The sequence below is a fragment of the Pelomonas dachongensis genome (assembly GCF_043555865.1).
Taxonomy (GTDB): domain Bacteria; phylum Pseudomonadota; class Gammaproteobacteria; order Burkholderiales; family Burkholderiaceae_C; genus Pelomonas; species Pelomonas dachongensis.
The window spans coordinates 1-347 of sequence record NZ_JBIGHY010000047.1 but is presented as its reverse complement, the minus strand read 5'-3'; the positions used below and the strand labels follow the sequence as shown (position 1 = coordinate 347).

1 pseudogene is annotated in these 347 nt (G+C 63.4%); it reads right to left on the bottom strand.

Going from position 1 to position 347, the window contains the following annotated elements:
- Positions 1-220: 220 nt before the first annotated feature.
- Positions 221-347, bottom strand: a pseudogene (locus tag ACG02S_RS26265) (IS481 family transposase); the annotation flags it as partial.

Genomic DNA, 347 nt, shown 5'->3' with positions numbered 1-347 from the left:
CTCGGACCAGGGCATGCGCCGGCCAAGAACCGCGAGCGGGTGGCGGGGATCCACCATGCCATCCAGCCGTGCGCGGAAGAAGTCGTCGGTCGCCATCGCCAGTTCTCCAGAACTCCCAGAAATCAATTGCCATTGAATTTGATTCTGGGAGTTCTGACCATCGGCATTCACCCCGCATCGCTAGTGCTCATGCGGGTTCCGGGCGTTTTGCAGGGCCGACCAGGTAGCGCCGGGCCACCTCGTCAGGCATCTGCGGCAGGTACTTGATGTCGATGTGAACGAAGCCCGGCTCGTAGTCCTTGAAGGTCTTGGTGGGCGGCGCCGCCTCGCCAGCGGCCTCACGGGCT